Source organism: Microbacterium mitrae, from assembly GCF_008017445.1.
Classification (GTDB): Bacteria; Actinomycetota; Actinomycetes; order Actinomycetales; family Microbacteriaceae; genus Microbacterium; species Microbacterium mitrae.
This window is the reverse complement of the sequence record NZ_VRSW01000004.1, coordinates 109782-124746: the sequence shown is the minus strand read 5'-3', so window position 1 is coordinate 124746 and position 14965 is coordinate 109782. Positions and strand designations below refer to the sequence as shown.

Below are 14965 nucleotides of genomic sequence, written 5' to 3'. Positions count from 1 at the left end.
CAGCGGCGTGACGCGCATTCTCGTTGTCGACAATCACGACAGTTTCGTCTTCACCCTCATTGGGTATCTTCGTCAGCTCGGCGCCGACGTGACGCTGGTCGAGGCCGATGCGCTCGAGGCCGCCTCACTGACAGCAGAGGTGACGCGGTGGGATGGCGTGATGATTTCACCGGGGCCCGGAACGCCGGAACATGCGGGTGCGTCGGTCGCGGTGGTCGCCGCGTGCGCACAGACAGGCACACCCCTCATTGGCGTGTGCCTGGGGCATCAGGCGATCGCCGTCGCTTTTGGTGCGACCGTGACGCATGCGCCCGAGCTCAAGCACGGCATGGTGTCGGCGATCACTCACGAGGCGACGAGCGTATTCAGCGGGCTCGCGTCACCGCTTAACGTCGGCCGGTACCACTCGCTCGCCATTGACCCCTCGACCCTGCCGGCTGAGCTTGAGGTCACAGCCCAGACTGAGTCCGGTGTGATCATGGCGGTGCGCCACCGTACCCTGCCGATTCACGGCGTGCAGTTTCACCCCGAAAGTGTGCTCACCGAGCACGGCTACGACATGCTTGCGACGTGGCTTCACGAAACGGGCCTGCACAGCGCGCCAGCGCGCGCCACAACTCTCTCGCCACTCGGCGCGTAGAACGGGCTATCCGAGACCCTCGGGAATCGCCGTTCCCTCGCACACGTGCAGCTGCACGGTGGAGCCGATGGCCACGTCGCCGACCTGGTCTTGGCTCTTCACCTTGGGAACTTCTTCCACGTCACACGCGACGTCGGCAACAACCTTGACGACGAGCTTCAGCGTTGGCCCCTGCAACTCTTCTACCGCCGAGGTGAGGGTGAACGTGGGGGCGTAGTTCTTCACGGTGACCTTGCCGGTCGCGATCTCCAGGTTCACCACGGTGCCGGGCGCAACCTCCGCACCCGAGGCGGGGTTGGAAGAAATGACGGTGCCGGCCTGTAGATCGGGGTTGTTCACGCGCTTGATCGAGCCGTAGACCAGCCCGGCCTTTGACAGCGCCTCCTTGGCGGTCTGTTCAGACAGGTCAACAAGCGTGGGAATCAGTGCGGTGACGGCGCCAGAAGACACATACACCGTGATCGTCTCACCCTTGGTGACGTCCGTTCCGGCCTCCGGGTCGGTACGAATCACATGACCCTCTTCGACCGTAGAACTTGACTCATCGGTGCCGCGCTTGGCGATCAGGTCGAGCTCTTCGAGCGCGACGACGGCATCGTCGTAGGTCATATCGGCGATCGCCGGAACCTCGCGAGCGTTATCGGGAACGGCATCGACCGACTTGAACGACATCGCCCAGATCAGCACCGAGACCAGAAGCACCGAAATAACGGCTACGGTCGCCCAAATCCACGCCACCGGCGGACCCTGCTGCGTGCGCGTGGTTCCGGTGTCTGACGACATTTGTCGCAGGCTCCGCGCCGTCTCGGCGGCGGCGCGTGGGTTTGCGCCATACAGGTCGTTGGTCAACTGGTCGAGCTGGCGCTGCGATGGAACCTTGCCCTCTGCGGTGCCGACAAGGGCGGTGCGGAAGGTGGCCGCGTCGGGAAAGCGGCTGAACGGGTCTTTGGCCATGGCGCGCAGCACCACGGCGTCAAGCGAACGCGGAACGTGGTGATCAACCTGGCTCGGCGGCACGGGCGTCTCGGAGACGTGCTGGTAGGCAACAGCCACCGGGGTGTCACCGCGGAACGGTTGGCGCCCGGCGAGCATTTCGTACAGCACCACGCCGGTCGAATACAGGTCGGTGCGGGCATCAACCGGCTCGCCCTTGGCCTGCTCGGGCGAGAAGTATGCTGCGGTGCCGAGAATCGAGGTGGTCTCGGCAACGGTCGATGACGAGTCAGATACCGCGCGTGCGATGCCAAAGTCCATCACCTTGACGCGGCGATCGGCCGTGATCATGATGTTGCCCGGCTTGATGTCGCGGTGAATCACACCGGCACGGTGCGAGTACTCCAGCGCCTCCAAGATGCCGGCAACGTAGTGCACGGCGTCGTCGGGGGTGAGCTTGCTCTCAGAGATGATCTCTTTGAGGGTGCGCCCACGCACCAGCTCCATCACGATGAACGGCGTGACACCGCCCTCGGCGACGTCTTCACCGGCGTCGTACACGCGCACGATCGAGGGGTGTGACATGCGAGACGCTGCCTGCGCCTCCATACGAAACCGGGTGCGAAAGGAGGTGTCTCGGGAGAGATCCTTATCGAGAATCTTGATGGCGACAGAGCGACCCAGCTTCAAATCGAAGCCTTCGTACACCGTTGCCATGCCACCGTGCCCGATGGTTCCGTCGACGCGATAGCGCCCCGCAAGAACTCGCGACTGATCGGACACGGCAAACCCCCTTATGCTGTGTCACAACCTTACCGGGTTGGTTATTCGTTCGACTGGTCAGAACCTGAGTCTTCGCCCCCACCGCCGGAGCCCGCTGAGGGCGACGGCGACGGTGTTGGCTCTTCAGACGGTTCAACGGCCGGGTTCACGAACACCTGGGTAACGGCGGCGGGCGAGGTGCGGGTCTGTCCGTTTTCGGAGCAGGTGGCAGCCAACGATGCCGTCAGCGTCTCGATGCCATCCGGAACCACGTACTCGGTCGACGACGTGCCGGTGTCAAACGTGAAGCGCTCGTTGTTGATCAACAGGTCAAAACCGGTGTGGGTGCCAGTTCCGCAGGCGCCGTAGTTGGTCAACCAGCGCACCTGAACGTTGTCGCCCACGGTGACAGAGCCGTTGGCTGGAACCTGCGTGCCGTTGACGTAGAAGACCGGTGCGCTTTCGGGAGCAGTGAGCTCGCTTTCGGCGGTGTAGACGGTGAGAGTCACGGTGCTGTTGACCGGAACGTTTCCGCCCGGAGCCCATTCGTAGACGGTGCCGACGTCTTCACTGTTCGGGCTGGACTGACCATCGACGCACGTGACGTTCGTGCTGGTGAAGCCACTGTCGACGAGCTTTTGCGTCGCGTCTTGGCACGACAGGCCAGTAAGGCCGAGCGTGTCAACGTCAACGAGGGCCGCGGTCGTCGCCGACGGTGTCGGCTTGGGTGTCGCTGATGCCGAAGCGGTTGACGAGTTTGTCGGTGTCGGCTCGCTGCCGCCACCGTTCAACATCGAGAACACGGCGACACCCAGGGCAATCAGCAGCACGGCGATCAGCGCGATCAGCGGCCATAACCAGGGGCTGCGCTTGGACTTCTTCTCGTCTTCGCGAGCCTGGGTGTCGAGAGCCGCGGTCTGCGGGAGCATCTGCGTCGCGGTTCCGCCCAGCAGCTGCGTCATCTCGTCGGCGCCAGCGGCGGCACCGACAGCGGCAACGCCAGCAATGGCGGGGACGGCGGCAGCGGCGGCGGCAACATCGCCACGGCGAAGCGCTGCGCAAGCGCGGGCAACCGTCGCCGACGATGCGGGGCGGTCTTCGGGCTTTTTGGCGATCATCGCCATCACGAGGTTTTGCACCGGAATCGCCACGGTCGGCGGCAGCGGCGGCGGCGCATCGTTGATCTGCGCCATCGCGATCGCGACCTGCGATTCACCGGTGAACGGACGCTTGCCTGCCAGGCACTCGTACGCGACGATACCCAGCGAGTAGATGTCGGTTGCGGGCGATGCCGGGTGACCGGAGGCCTGCTCTGGCGACAGGTACTGCACGGTTCCCATCACCTGACCGGTTGCCGTCAGCGGCACCTGGTCGGCGATGCGAGCAATACCGAAGTCGGTGATCTTGACGCGGCCATCGGGGGTGATGAGCAGGTTGCCTGGCTTGATGTCGCGGTGCACGAGACCGGCGGCGTGCGCGGCCTGCAGGGCAGCGGCAGTCTGACCGATGATGTCGAGCGTCTTGTCGGTCGACAACGACCCCTCGCGCTCGAGCACGGTCGACAGCGCCTCGCCGGGCACCAGTTCCATCACGAGGAAGGCACTACCGGCCTCCTCGCCATAGTCAAAGACGCTGGCGATGCCCTCATGGTTAACGAGGGCGGCGTGGCGGGCCTCGGCGCGAAAGCGCTCCAAGAATCCCGGGTCGCCCATGTACTCGTCCTTGAGGATCTTGATAGCGACGGTACGTCCGATGACGTGATCCGTTGCCTCCCAGACCTCACCCATACCGCCGATAGCAATCCGCGATACGAGCTCGTAACGACCGCCGAAGGTCACACCCTGTGTTGGCCTCATTGGTTTAGCACCGCCTCCATGACCTGTTTCGCGATGGGAGCCGCGATTTCATCCCCTGAACCCGTTTGGCCTTGACCGCCGCCGTCTTCTACAACGACCGCGATCGCAATCTCGGGGTCTTCCGCCGGCGCGAAGCCGGTAAACCAAAGTGTGTACGGCCGGTCGTCGTTCTCTGCAGTACCGGTCTTTCCGGCCACAGTGACTCCCTCTATTCTTGCACCGCCTGCCGCGCCGTTTGCGACATTGGCGGTCATCATAGAGACCAACGTTTCATTGTTCTTTTTGTCGACGGCACGACCCACCTCAGAAGCGACCGTTTCAAACTCGATCGCGAGGTCGGGCGCGATGACCCGGTCGATCATCGTTGGCGCCATCACGACGCCGTCATTGGCGATCGCCGCAGACATCATCACGATCTGCAATGGCGTTGCCGTGACATCGCCCTGACCAAAGCCGCTGAGCGCCGTGCGGGCGTCATCAAGGGTCGGCGGATAGAACGAGGGCGTTGACGTCAACGGCGTCTCAAACGACTCGTTCCAACCAAACTTTTCGGCCTGTTCGCGAATTGTCGCGTCGCCCAGTTCAACGGCAAGCTCGGCAAACGGAATATTGCAACTCAGCCGCAGCGCGTCGGCGATGGTCACCGTCTCACCCGGGCCACAGGTTCCGCCGCTCGCATTCGTCACAATGTTCGTCGACTGCGGCAACTGGTACTGCGCAGGGTTGGGCAGTGCGGAGTTGGCGGTGTATTTGCCCGACTCGAGAGCCGCGGCGGCAACAACCACCTTGAAAGTGGAACCAGGAGGGTTGAGGTTGCCGGCGATGGCGCGGTTGAACAGCGGGTCACCTTCGGCATCGAGCAGTTGTTGATATGCCTCTTCGACCGCCGCAGAATCGTGTGAGGCGAGCAGGTTCGTGTCGTAGCTCGGGGTGCTCACCATCGCCAGAATGCGGCCGGTCTTCGGCTCCATCACGATGACCGATCCCTGATAACCCTGCAGGGCATCCCATGCCGCCTGCTGCGCGACCGGGTCTAGCGACAGCTGAACGGAGGAACCACGCGGCGGCTGGCCCGAGAGCAGGCGCTCAATGCGCGCAAAGAACTGGCTGTCGCTCTGCCCGGTGAGGTAGTCGTTTGCGGCCGCCTCGATACCCGTGGAGGACTGAATCACGGGGTTGAGGTAGCCCGTGACGGGCGCCCACATTTCGGGGTTTTGATACACCCGCTGGAAAGAGAACACGTCGTCGGAGGGAACGCTGGAGGCGATCACGGTGCCGTCGGCGAGAATGATGTCGCCGCGCTGCACCTCATAGCTGTCGTACAGCGTGCGCTTGTTTTGCGGGTGCTCGGCGAGGTTGTCTGCGGCGATCGCCTGAATCCAGGTGGTCGATGCCAGCAGCACCATAAACATGACGAGAATCACGATGCTGAGTCGACGAACTTCTTTCGTCATCCGATCACCACCCGGGGTTGGCGACGCACGGCGTCAGAAATACGCAGCAGCAGCGCCACGATGATCCAGTTGGCAACGAGAGAAGAACCACCGGCAGCCAGGAACGGTGTGGTGAGGCCGGTGAGCGGAATGACGCGGGTGACGCCGCCGACCATGATGAACACCTGCAGTGCCATCGTGAAGGCCAGGCCCGTTGCCAGCAGCTTGCCGAAGTCGTCTTGCCCCGCCATGCCGATGCGCAGGCCCCGGCTCACGAAGATCATGTACATCGCGAGAATCGCGAAGACGCCAACCAGACCCAGCTCTTCTGCCAGTGACGGCAGAATGAAGTCGCTCTGCGGCAGCGGCGTCTCGGTCGGCCTGCCCTGGCCCCAGCCCTGGCCGAACAGGCCGCCGTAGGCCATGCCGAACAGCCCGCGCACGAGCTGATAGCTACCGCCGTCGGCATTCATCACATCGGGGTTGAATGCGTCGAGCCAGCTCACAAATCGCCAGTGCACGTACGGCAGAATCTGCGAGGCGATAACGGCGCCGACACTCGCCAGCACCAAACCGATCAACACCCAGCTGGTCTTGCCGGTGGCAACGTAGAGCATCGCGACAAACATGCCGAAGATCAGCAAACCGGTACCGAGGTCGCGCTGCAGCACGATGGTTCCGAGCGACACCAGCCAAATCACCAGCAGCGGGCCGAGCTCGCGGGCACGCGGCCACGTCATGCCCAAGAAGCGGTGACCGGTGGAGACCAGGCTCTCGCGAGTGCGCACCAGGTAGCCGGCAAAGAAGATCGCGAGGCAGATTTTCGCGATTTCACCCGGCTGGAAGCTGAAGAATCCGCCGATCGAAATCCACACGTCGGCGTTGCCATCCGCGCTGAGAAACGGCACGAACGGCAGTAGCAGGAGCAGAATTCCGGCGAGTCCGAACAGGTACGTGTAGCGAAACAGCACGCGGTAGTTCTTCAAGAACACCACGACGGCGATCGCGGCAACGAGCGAAATGATGGTCCACATCACCTGGCGGGTGCCGGTCGCCTCCCAGCCGGAGGTTTCGACGGCGAGGTCGATGCGATAGATCATCGTGAGGCCAAGGCCGGTGAGAATCGTGGCGATCGGAACCACGAATGGGTCGGCATCGCTGGCAACGAACCGCAGCAGCACGTGCAAGCCGAGCACCAGCACCGCAATCGGAACCGTGAGCCACAAGAAGTCCGGCTGGATGGTTCCGATCGCCCCCAGCTGTACCAGCACGATGGCCGTCGCGATCACGACGAACGCAAAAAGGATGAGCCAGAGCTCGCGGTTGCGTTGCTTTTGCGGCTCGCGAATCTTTCGCAGCGCCTTAAGCACGGCGGTGTCGGTGTTTTGCGCCTGCGCGGTCACTGGTTTGCCTCCGCGGATGCGCGCAACCGGTCAACGATCGCCTCGGCGTCGCTCAGTGAGCGGGCACCCAGGGTCGCTTCGACGCGGCTGCGGTCAAAGTCGGTGAGGTCGGCCAGCATGATGTCGGTGTCGTTGTACGGCTGTGAGAGTCGGAACGGCCCGACCGATTGCTGCACGCCCTGGTAGATCACGACCGAATCCTCGTCGGCGCCGACGTAGTAGAACGTTTGCGTCCACTGGTAGCCAAGGTAAAGGCCTCCGGCGATCGCGCCGATGACCAGCACCAGGGCGGTGAGCCAGCCCAGGCGACGGCGTCGGGCGCGGCGGCGGTCTTCTTCGATGACCTCTTCGAGAAATTCGGCGGCGGGCTCGAAGTGGCTGGGCTCGTTTGCCGCGGTGCGCACCGGGTGCAGCCAGCTGGTGCGGGGCTTTGCCGCCGGAACCTCGATGCCGGTGGGGTTGGCGGCGGAACCAACGATGGTGGGGGTTCCGGAGAACATTTGGTGAGCGCCGCCCACGTCGACCATGACGATCGTGACGTTGTCGGGGGCGCCGCCATCGAGCGCCTGCTTGAGCAGAATGTCGGCTGTGCGACCGGGGGCGTAGCCGTGAGCCAGCGCCTTTTCGGTGTGAGCGTCGTCGACCACTCCGCTGAGACCATCGGAGCAGAGCAACCAGCGGTCACCCTCCTGCGTCTTCATGACGAAGGTGTCGATCTCGGGGTTGGGATCCATGTCACCCAGCACGCGCATCAGCACCGAGCGGCGCGGGTGGTAGCGGGCTTCTTCGACGGTGATGCGACCGGAGTCAACGAGCCGCTGCACGAAGGTGTGGTCCGTGGTGATCTGCGTGAGCACGTTGTCGCGGTACAGATAGATGCGACTGTCGCCGATGTGGGCGATGACCGCGTAGTCGTCGACCATCACGATCGCGTCGACCGTGGTTCCCATGCCCGCAAGCTCTGGGCGCTGCTTGACCATGTCGATCAGGTCAGTCGCGGCCTGCGTGATGCTTTCGCGCAACGCCGCTTCGGCCTCATGAGGCGCGGCGAACGCGTGATCGAGCCCTTCGAGGCGGGAGATTGCAAGCGAAGACGCGACGTCGCCACCGGCGTGACCACCCATGCCGTCGGCGACCACGAAAAGGTTCGCGCCAGCGTAGCCGGAGTCTTGGTTGTTGGAGCGAACCTTGCCGGTGTGGGAGATCGCGACGCTTGAGCCCTCGAAAGCCATGCGTTACTTCCGCAATTCGAAGACGGTGGCGCCCACCTTGACGGGTGCGCCAGCGCGAATCGGGGTGGGCGTGAGAACCTTCTCGCCGTCGTGCCACGTGCCGTTGGTGGAGTCGAGGTCTTGAATCATCCACTGCTCGCCCCACAGCACGAGGCGCGCGTGGTGGCTGGAGGTGAAGTCGTCGCGAATCACGAGGCCGGATTCACGCGAGCGCCCGATGGTGAGGGGCTCGTCACCGAGCGGAATCTCCAGGCCAGCCTTGGGGCCGGAGGTAATGACAATGCGGCTGACGGTGCTGGTCGTTGCCGCATCGCCACCCGTGTGCGGCTGAGGCTTGGCCTTGGCAAGGTTCGCGGGGCGGGCAGGCTCGGCCTCGGGCATCTTGCGCGCTCGAACGCCGAAGAGGTCGGCGCGCAGGGAGTAGACGACCGCAAAGATGAAGAACCACAGCAGCACGAGAAAGCCGATGCGCAACAGCAGGAGAGTCAGTTCTGTCATGCGCCGTACTCCCGAGCGTCGAAGATGCGAGTGGATGCGTCGGGCTCGCGACGCGCGGGCCGCGATGACTTCGGAATCACTTGAAACGTAATCGTCGTCTCACCGATAAGGATGCTCTGCCCTGCCGAGAGCGGCGCTTTCGTGAATCGTTGCCCGTTGATCTTTGACCCGTTGGTTGAACCGAGATCGATCGCCATGGCACGTTCGCCATCCCATACGATCTCAACGTGTTTGCGGCTGGTTCCGGCGTCTGCGACGGGAATATCGCTATCGCTCCCACGGCCGATCACCGTGCGAGCCTTCGTGAGCGGGTAGCGCCGCCCGTTGATGTCAACGGCGGCTTGCCAACTGACATCCGCTGTCTGCGCCGTCTCTGATTCGACGCGCAAGGTTCCGGTTGCCACGTTATCTCTCGCGTGCAACGTGATCGAGACCGGGCCGGCGAAAGAGTAGCCCTGCTTTCGCGCGTGAACCTGCACGAGCTCAAGCAGCTCAGTCTCAAGCGATGAGCCGAGCGACAGCATGCGCTTGTGGTCTGCGGGGTTCAGAAAAACGTCGAGCGTGTTGGGCGCGAGAATGCGCTCGCGGCTGACGACGGCGGCCTGGGTGTCGAGTTCGCGGCGCAGGGCAGAGGCGATTTCCACCGGCTGGATGCCACTGCGGAAGGTGCGAGCAAAGGCGCCATTGACGGCGCGCTCAAGCCCCTTCTCGAAGCTGTCAAGTAATCCCACGGATCTCCTCGGGCATGGTGGATCGGGTCTGAGACCTAACCGACAGAATAGACGCTAACCCTGGGCAGACCTGGAAAACGGTACCCGGATCAGCGAAAGTCATGGAACTCGCGGTGCTTTCCCGGCATGTTTTGCAGGCGCTCGCTCGCCGGCCATGGCGCGATCCTGCTGTGGAGTGATGGGGGCGGAACCAGGGTGCACGCGCCCGGGGAACGCCCGGTTTTTCGAGAGCGCGTTGTGCGTGATACGCTCGGGAGGTTCCGTTCGAGAAATCGAACACGCGCGAGTGGCGGAATAGGTAGACGCGCTGGCTTCAGGTGCCAGTGCCTGCAAGGGCGTGGGGGTTCAAGTCCCCCCTCGCGCACGCGAATGAAATGGCCCCTGACCTGGGATTTTATCTCTCGGGTTGGGGGTCATTCGCGTCGGAAGTGCTAGAAAAAGTGCTAAGGCCTTCGGAGGGTGGCCGCGGTCGCCGCTTGTGTGCGTGGGAAAATGGGGGCATGTGCTCACCTCTCCCGCCCGGCCCACTTCATGGTTGAAGCAGCGACCCTAAAGAACACTGCTGGGCGTGCGTGGCGTCTGCTGGCGGTGCGGCTGGGCCTGATCCTGGTCGTGACCCTGGTGATATGGCTTATCATTCGGGCTACCAGCGGGATCGAGTCGTTCCCACCGAGTACGACGTGGGCGACGCTCGGCCTCTTGCCCGTGAACGTGCTCTGCCTGGTGATGGTGCGCAAGTTCTATCGTGATGAAGGAGTGTCGCTCAGCGCAGCGCTCGGCATTCAGAAGGGGCGCATCGGTCGAGACGTCCTGTGGGGGCTGCTTTGGCTCTTTGTGCTGAACGTGCCGTTCATGGCAGTGGTGGCTGGCACGGTGTTCGCGCTGTACGGAAGCGATGCACCCTCCGCGTTTGCCACGATCTTCTTCGACGCGGAGTCATCTGTTCAGATGGAGCCAGCGCTTCTGCTCGTCATCTCGCTCGTGGCGGTGGTGCCGTTCATGCTGATCAATGCTCCGACAGAGGAGCTTGTCTTCCGCGGCTACAGCTTGGACGGGATCGCGTCGCGCTGGGGCGGCGCAGCAGCGATCCTCGCAACGTCACTGTTGTTCGGCGCTCAGCACATCCTTTTCGCGGCCACTGTTCCCGGCATGCTCGTCTACTTCATCGCGTTCACCGTGTGGGGTCTGTGCGCAGCGATCATCGTGCGCAGGCAAGGACGCCTGTTGCCTGTGGTGATCGCCCACTGGATCGTGAACATCATGATGTCCTCTCCGGCGATCATCCTTCCGATCCTGCAACTCTCGGGTGTCATCCCGGTGTTCTGAATCTGTCACGCGTTCCCGAGATGGGCGGCGAAGCGGGTCACTGCCGACCTCTGCATGGTCGGGGTGACGTGGGAGTAGATGTTCATTGTCGTCGTGATCGTTGAGTGACCAAGACGCTCCTGCACGACCTTGGGGTGCTCGCCGAGTTCGAGCAGGAGGGTCGCGTGGGTGTGACGCAGCCCCTTGATCGTGACGCGGTGCATGGTGTCGTGTTTCGTGGTGAGCCAGTTCATGCGGCGATCCCATCGGCTCGTCATTGCGTCGGGTGAGCGCAGCTTGCCGTCGTCGTCGCCGAAGATGTAGGCGTCGGCCTTGGCGAGTTCGAAGGCCAGTTCCGCGCGGGCGACTTTGTAGGAGGCGAGGACTTTCAGGGTGTCCTCGTCTCTGTCGATCACGCGGGCGTTGCCGGTCTTCGGGGGCTTGGTCTTCGTCCAGTCGTCGGTATCGACCGCGCGGCGGATGCTGACGCGCATCGCCTTGGTGTTGAGGTCGTTCCATTTCAGGGCGAGGGCTTCGCTGCGTCTCATGCCGGTGTAGGCGATGAGTCTCCACAGTGGGAACAGTTCGTCTTCCAGTTCGTCGCGGTTCCAGGTGAGGAAGGTCTGCAACTGCTCGGCCGTCCAGGTGACGATTTCGGGTTTCTGCGCCCGCACCTCGCTCGTGGTCGGCGGCTTGACGGTGCGCTTCTTCTTCGCCGGGTTCACCGTCAGGTGCCCATCGTCTATCGCGGCGTCGAGGATCGCACCCAACACGACATGCACCTTGTGAACCGAGTTCGCAGAGAGCGGCTTGCCCTTGCCGTAGGTGTCCTTACGGCCCGACTTCTCCAAGTCGCGGTAGTGGCGGGCGATCCTCGTGGCGGTGAGCTTGTCGAGCCGGATCGTGCCGAGCTGTGGGCGGATGTGGTTGCGGATGATCTTCTTGTACCCCTTGATCGTGGACGCCGCGAGCTTCAAGCCCGCCGCCCACTCATCGGCATAGACGCCGAGCGTGGGCACCTTGTTGCCGAACTTCTCGTTCTGCTTGCGCTGCTTCAGCGCCTCCTGCAAGGCGTCGTTGGCCTCGTCGGTGCTGGTGAACCCGGAGCGGGTGAGCCTGCGCGATCCCATCTCGGGGTACTCGGGGTCTTTCAGGACGTAGATCTGGAATCGCCACCGCCTGCCCTTATCGGTGTCGTAGGCCTGGATCGAGCCGGGCTGCCGGGAGCGGGAGCGCCGCTGCTGCTTCTCACCCCCGCCGCTCTGCTCGGCGGGCTGCTTCGTGGTCATGACAGGGTGCTCCTTGCGGTGGTCTGTCCGGGCTGGTGGGTGTCGGCGTAGTTCTCGGTGTAGTCCTTGGCGTTGAACACGCGCCCGGTCGGGTCGATCTGCACGCCCCGCTCCCGGATGGCCTGCTCGCGCGCTCTGGCGGTCTGTAGGCGCTCGGCATAGGCGGCGATGGTCTTGGGGTTCGCTCGCGGCCTCTCGGGATCGTCCGGGTCGGGCGCGGTCATGCCCGCGAGCGTGGTTTCGAGGTAGTGGATGCGGTCGGTGCAGATCACCCATTCCTGCTGCCAGTAGTTGAACAGCCCCTCCTCGGTGAGCACGAGTTCCCCGCGCATCCACCGGTCGATCTCTTCCGGCTCATACCCCTCCGGCACGCCCGTGAGCGTCGTCTGCTCATCCGGCGGCGTCAGGAGCGCGGCCGGGGTCGTGCGCAGCAGGTAGGCGATCACGGTGAGGTCGTCCACGTCCACGCGGCGATCCCCGGCCTCTAGCTTGCTGATGCCCGAGGTGGAGAGCTTGCGCCCGGCGGCTTTCAGGCCCTCGGACATGGTGCGCAAGTCCATGCCGATCGCTTGGCGGGCGGTGCGGATGTTCTGCGCGACGTGCGTGTTCGTGATGCCTGCGGGGTTGCCCCGCACTCTCTCTGTTTCCATAGTAGAAATCTACAGTGCGATACTTGACAACGCAAGTGCGATTCTCTACGGTGTTAGGAACCACATTTCTCGGCGATGACACGAACGGATGGTGTGACGATGCGGCAGAGCACCCTCGACATGGACGACCTCCGCAAGCGGCGCAGCCTCGTCATCACCCGCAAGGAAGCCGCCGAAGCACTCGGCGTCGATCCCCGCACGATCACCACGAGCATCAACGAGGGCACGATCCCGCATGTCAAGCTCGGACGGCGCATCGTGATCCCGCGCGAGAAGTTCCTCGCACTCTTCGCCAGCTCCCCGAGCGAGAGCAGCGAGTCCTGATGCTCCATCGCCCGTTGTGCCGGATCGGTACTCCCGTGCTCTGCTTCCATGTGAATGTCGGCCTAGCGCCGTAAACTAGACGAAGAACGCCGACCATAAGGAGGCACCCCGCATGGCTACGAAGACTCGCGTATCCGAGGCGCACGTTCAGCGCGTCCTCGCGGAGGTGCAGGCCGGGCAGCAGACCGCGGGCGCGGAAATGTCGCCCGAGGGCCTGGAACTGCTGGCGCGGCAGGTGCGCGGCGAGGTCACCGCTGACGAGGCCGTGGCCGAGGTGATCGCACGGGCCGAGGCTCGTTTCGCTCCTGCGCGGTAGCTCGCGCTCATGCCGGATCACTACACCTATCCGGGTTCTGATGTTCTGGTCAACAAGCTCGGCATCACGGACTACGAGCACTGGAAGTTCGTGGAGACCGAGGTCATCGGGCAACGAATGGGTGAACTGCGCGAGCACCCGATCCCTGGCGACTACGACCTCCCGCATCTCCTGGCAATCCATCGGGCGCTGACGAGCGATCTGTACGCCTGGGCGGGCGAGGTCAGAGACACCGACACGCACCCCGGCGGCACCGGCATCATTCATTGTCGCCCACAGTTCATCGTCGCGGAGGCCGAGCGCGTCTTCGGGCAGCTCGCCGCCCGCGACTACTTGCGTGGGCTGGATGCGGATGCGTTCTCCGACGGGCTCGCCTGGGTGTGGGGCGAGACGACTACCGGTGGAAGTGCATTATCCGAGCGGGAACTATTCGGCAGATTCTGAGTTGTCGTCGCGGTTGGACAGGATCCGGAGTTCTGAGCGCGTAGCCGTTTGCGCGGAAGCGGATTGCTCAGTGTTCGTAGTCTGCGGTCACGATGCGGTGTGCTCCGTCGAGCGCGATGGTGCCGCCATGTGGGACGATCCACTGCGGGCGGGTGTGTCCGAATGGCACCCCGACACAGATCACAGCATTGGGGTTGTATGTGGTGACCTGCTCGATGATCGCGTCCCGTTGTGCCTTGCGCAGGCGTGCTCGTTCTAGCGCAGGCGGCACGGGTGAGTGCAGGTCGCTGACCGGTGGCCGGGCGACGAGCACACCGGCAACAGAGCTGAGGGTCCCGCGCTCGCCCAGGGCGCGCACCCAACGCTTGACCTCGTCTGCGGACGGTGTCTCCTCACTGGTTTCCAACATGAGGATCGCACCGTCCAGGTCGGCGTTGTCAGGCATTCGTCCAGCGATGGCGATCTGGTCGATGACTTCGATGCAACCGCCCCAGGTGGGGCCTGACACGGCCTTGTCTGGCCCACCCCAGGTCCACGGTTCAGTGGTCTCGCGGTTGCCGAACTCCGTCAAGGACCGAGGATCGTCCCACGGCCATCCGAAGTCCTCAGACTCGCCGGGTTCGGTGAGATCAAGGGTGCCGCCGTCGAGCAGGGCCGCCCGCAGCGATCGCACATGGATGTCATCAAGGTGCGGGCCGGGCCCGAGGTGTACCTGGGTCGAACCGCCGTAGAAGCTTGGCACGCCGAGGTTCCACAGCAGGTTGTGCAGGTTCGTGTTGTCGCTGTATCCGAGGAATGGCTTCGGGTTCGCTGCGAGCACGGCGGTATCGATGTGCGGGATGACGGTCAGTTGGTCGTCGCCGCCGATCGTGGCAAGTACGGCTTTGATGCTCGGGTCCGCGAACGCCGCGGTGACGTCGGCGGCACGTGCCTCCGCGCTTGCGCCGAGCTGCCGCGTAGTTGGGTACTCAACCGGGATCAGGCCCGTGGCTTCGGTCAACCGTCGCATCGCTTGCTCGTGCAGCGTGAGCGAGACCGCTGGCGCGGCAAACGCTGGAGAAATCACTGCAACCCGATCACCTGGACGAGCTTTGGGAGTTGTCTCAAACGACTTCGGAGCCATACACCCATTAGAGCAGAAGCCCGCAG

15 protein-coding genes and 1 tRNA gene are annotated in these 14965 nt (G+C 63.7%); 6 read left to right on the top strand and 10 right to left on the bottom strand.

Annotation, left to right across the window (positions count from 1 at the left end; translation table 11 throughout):
• Positions 1–7: 7 nt before the first annotated feature.
• On the top strand, positions 8–640 hold the full coding sequence (locus FVP60_RS11155; RefSeq protein WP_147826367.1) for an anthranilate synthase component II: 633 nt from the start codon (positions 8–10) through the stop codon (positions 638–640).
• A 6-nt stretch (positions 641–646) separates the two neighbouring features.
• On the opposite strand, the gene pknB is transcribed toward FVP60_RS11155, so the two are convergent.
• From pknB to FVP60_RS11120, 7 genes are read right to left on the bottom strand one after another with little or no spacing between them, the layout of a single operon-like run.
• A complete protein-coding gene (gene pknB / locus FVP60_RS11150) occupies positions 647–2356 on the bottom strand; it encodes a Stk1 family PASTA domain-containing Ser/Thr kinase (protein WP_147826366.1) in 1710 nt (569 codons plus the stop codon).
• Between the two features lie 41 nt (positions 2357–2397).
• Positions 2398–4191: a protein kinase domain-containing protein gene (locus FVP60_RS11145; RefSeq protein ID WP_147826365.1), complete on the bottom strand. Its 1794-nt coding sequence runs from the start codon at positions 4189–4191 to the stop codon at positions 2398–2400.
• Positions 4188–5645, bottom strand: coding sequence for a peptidoglycan D,D-transpeptidase FtsI family protein (locus tag FVP60_RS11140; protein ID WP_147826364.1), 1458 nt, complete (start codon positions 5643–5645; stop codon positions 4188–4190). The genes FVP60_RS11145 and FVP60_RS11140 overlap by 4 nt, the downstream gene beginning before the upstream one ends.
• Entirely contained in the window at positions 5642–7027 is a 1386-nt protein-coding gene (locus FVP60_RS11135) for an FtsW/RodA/SpoVE family cell cycle protein (RefSeq protein ID WP_147826363.1), read from the bottom strand. Before FVP60_RS11135 ends, FVP60_RS11140 begins: the two co-directional genes overlap by 4 nt.
• On the bottom strand, positions 7024–8259 hold the full coding sequence (locus FVP60_RS11130) for a PP2C family protein-serine/threonine phosphatase (RefSeq protein ID WP_147826362.1): 1236 nt from the start codon (positions 8257–8259) through the stop codon (positions 7024–7026). The genes FVP60_RS11135 and FVP60_RS11130 overlap by 4 nt, the downstream gene beginning before the upstream one ends.
• A gap of 3 nt (positions 8260–8262) precedes the next feature.
• Positions 8263–8757: an FHA domain-containing protein FhaB/FipA gene (locus tag FVP60_RS11125; protein WP_147826361.1), complete on the bottom strand. Its 495-nt coding sequence runs from the start codon at positions 8755–8757 to the stop codon at positions 8263–8265.
• Complete coding sequence (locus FVP60_RS11120) at positions 8754–9488, bottom strand: FHA domain-containing protein (RefSeq protein WP_147826360.1); 735 nt, start codon at positions 9486–9488, stop codon at positions 8754–8756. The genes FVP60_RS11125 and FVP60_RS11120 overlap by 4 nt, the downstream gene beginning before the upstream one ends.
• A 280-nt stretch (positions 9489–9768) precedes the next feature.
• On the opposite strand from FVP60_RS11120, the gene FVP60_RS11115 reads away from it, so the two are divergent.
• Both FVP60_RS11115 and FVP60_RS11110 read left to right on the top strand, forming a co-directional pair.
• Positions 9769–9852 (top strand) — tRNA-Leu (locus FVP60_RS11115).
• 95 nt (positions 9853–9947) lie between these two features.
• Positions 9948–10814, top strand: coding sequence for a CPBP family intramembrane glutamic endopeptidase (locus FVP60_RS11110; RefSeq protein ID WP_147826359.1), 867 nt, complete (start codon positions 9948–9950; stop codon positions 10812–10814).
• Positions 10815–10819: 5 nt separating this feature from the next.
• Here FVP60_RS11110 and FVP60_RS11105 read toward each other — a convergent pair whose 3' ends face one another.
• Together FVP60_RS11105 and FVP60_RS13090 are read right to left on the bottom strand one after the other, a co-directional pair.
• On the bottom strand, positions 10820–12082 hold the full coding sequence (locus FVP60_RS11105; protein ID WP_187240652.1) for a tyrosine-type recombinase/integrase: 1263 nt from the start codon (positions 12080–12082) through the stop codon (positions 10820–10822).
• Positions 12079–12732, bottom strand: coding sequence for a helix-turn-helix domain-containing protein (locus FVP60_RS13090; RefSeq protein ID WP_187240651.1), 654 nt, complete (start codon positions 12730–12732; stop codon positions 12079–12081). Before FVP60_RS13090 ends, FVP60_RS11105 begins: the two co-directional genes overlap by 4 nt.
• Before the next feature lie 99 nt (positions 12733–12831).
• On the opposite strand from FVP60_RS13090, the gene FVP60_RS11100 reads away from it, so the two are divergent.
• The 3 genes from FVP60_RS11100 (at position 12832) to FVP60_RS11090 (ending at position 13816) form a co-directional block, all read left to right on the top strand.
• Positions 12832–13056: a helix-turn-helix domain-containing protein gene (locus tag FVP60_RS11100; RefSeq protein WP_147826357.1), complete on the top strand. Its 225-nt coding sequence runs from the start codon at positions 12832–12834 to the stop codon at positions 13054–13056.
• Between the two features lie 112 nt (positions 13057–13168).
• Positions 13169–13372 carry an antitoxin VbhA family protein gene (locus tag FVP60_RS11095; RefSeq protein ID WP_147826356.1) on the top strand — a complete coding sequence of 68 codons (204 nt, stop codon included), beginning with the start codon at positions 13169–13171 and terminating at the stop codon, positions 13370–13372.
• Between the two features lie 9 nt (positions 13373–13381).
• A complete protein-coding gene (locus FVP60_RS11090) occupies positions 13382–13816 on the top strand; it encodes a Fic/DOC family protein (RefSeq protein ID WP_147826355.1) in 435 nt (144 codons plus the stop codon).
• Between the two features lie 67 nt (positions 13817–13883).
• On the opposite strand, the gene FVP60_RS11085 is transcribed toward FVP60_RS11090, so the two are convergent.
• Positions 13884–14939, bottom strand: coding sequence for a S66 family peptidase (locus FVP60_RS11085; protein ID WP_147826354.1), 1056 nt, complete (start codon positions 14937–14939; stop codon positions 13884–13886).
• Positions 14940–14965 lie beyond the last annotated feature (26 nt).

What these genes read in the sequence shown, in the direction of transcription:
- FVP60_RS11145 (WP_147826365.1), bottom strand. Translation starts at nt 4,191, where the DNA reads ATGAGGCCAACACAGGGTGTGACCTTCGGCGGTCGTTACGAGCTCGTA.
- FVP60_RS11140 (WP_147826364.1), bottom strand. Translation starts at nt 5,645, where the DNA reads ATGACGAAAGAAGTTCGTCGACTCAGCATCGTGATTCTCGTCATGTTT.
- FVP60_RS11130 (WP_147826362.1), bottom strand. Translation starts at nt 8,259, where the DNA reads ATGGCTTTCGAGGGCTCAAGCGTCGCGATCTCCCACACCGGCAAGGTT.
- FVP60_RS11125 (WP_147826361.1), bottom strand. Translation starts at nt 8,757, where the DNA reads ATGACAGAACTGACTCTCCTGCTGTTGCGCATCGGCTTTCTCGTGCTG.
- FVP60_RS11105 (WP_187240652.1), bottom strand. Translation starts at nt 12,082, where the DNA reads ATGACCACGAAGCAGCCCGCCGAGCAGAGCGGCGGGGGTGAGAAGCAG.
- FVP60_RS13090 (WP_187240651.1), bottom strand. Translation starts at nt 12,732, where the DNA reads ATGGAAACAGAGAGAGTGCGGGGCAACCCCGCAGGCATCACGAACACG.
- FVP60_RS11100 (WP_147826357.1), top strand. Translation starts at nt 12,832, where the DNA reads ATGCGGCAGAGCACCCTCGACATGGACGACCTCCGCAAGCGGCGCAGC.
- FVP60_RS11095 (WP_147826356.1), top strand. Translation starts at nt 13,169, where the DNA reads ATGGCTACGAAGACTCGCGTATCCGAGGCGCACGTTCAGCGCGTCCTC.
- FVP60_RS11090 (WP_147826355.1), top strand. Translation starts at nt 13,382, where the DNA reads ATGCCGGATCACTACACCTATCCGGGTTCTGATGTTCTGGTCAACAAG.
- FVP60_RS11085 (WP_147826354.1), bottom strand. Translation starts at nt 14,939, where the DNA reads ATGGCTCCGAAGTCGTTTGAGACAACTCCCAAAGCTCGTCCAGGTGAT.